This is a genomic window from Candidatus Hodgkinia cicadicola (assembly GCF_002774925.1).
Window position 1 is genome coordinate 1 of record NZ_CM008781.1, and the last position, 692, is coordinate 692.

General features: G+C 26.3%; 1 protein-coding gene. It reads left to right on the forward strand.

The features are described 5' to 3' along the window. Nucleotides 1–96: 96 nt before the first annotated feature. Entirely contained in the window at nucleotides 97–675 is a 579-nt protein-coding gene (locus MAGTDC_RS00795; RefSeq protein WP_278046865.1) for an alpha/beta hydrolase, read from the forward strand. The last annotated feature ends 17 nt before the right edge of the window (nucleotides 676–692 follow it).

Genomic DNA, 692 nt, shown 5'->3' on the forward strand with positions numbered 1-692 from the left:
GTATAAGCATTATAAGTTTTAATGATGGTACTTGATCTACGTGTGTTTAATGAATCTTATTGATCATCGTATTTACTTGATAATAAAAAGACTCAAATGGTATATATAATCAATTCTGAATATAGTAGTATTAAGAGTATGAGTTTAGCAAGTGAAATAGTATCTGTGTTTGATAATTTAAAATTAGGTATTATTAGTCAAACTATTAATTCTACTAGAATTAAAAATCCTATTTTTTATAAAGATGATTTAATTGGTATTGAATTAACTCTTAATTGGTTGTTACAACGTCATAATCATAAGCATGGTATTGTTGCTGTAGGTGTCTCCTTTGGGTCGTGTTTAGCAGCTGAGTTAATAATGAGAAGACCTGAGATTAGTGAATATATATTAATATCTCCACCTATTAGATATTATGATTTTAGGGTATTGGCAAGGTTGGGTATATCTGGAACTATGATTATAGCTAAGGATGATAAATTTGCTGTATTGTCTAATATTTATAAAGTTTATAATAGTACTAAGATTAATTTAATGTGTAAGTTAAAGATAATAATGGTTAGAAATACCGATCATTTGTTTAGTGGTAAGTATAGCACTTTAAATAGGATAATCACTGATATATATAAAAAACATACGATAAGTAATGAGTATAGGGATAGTATTAAGCTTTAAAGTAATGTTGATATAGT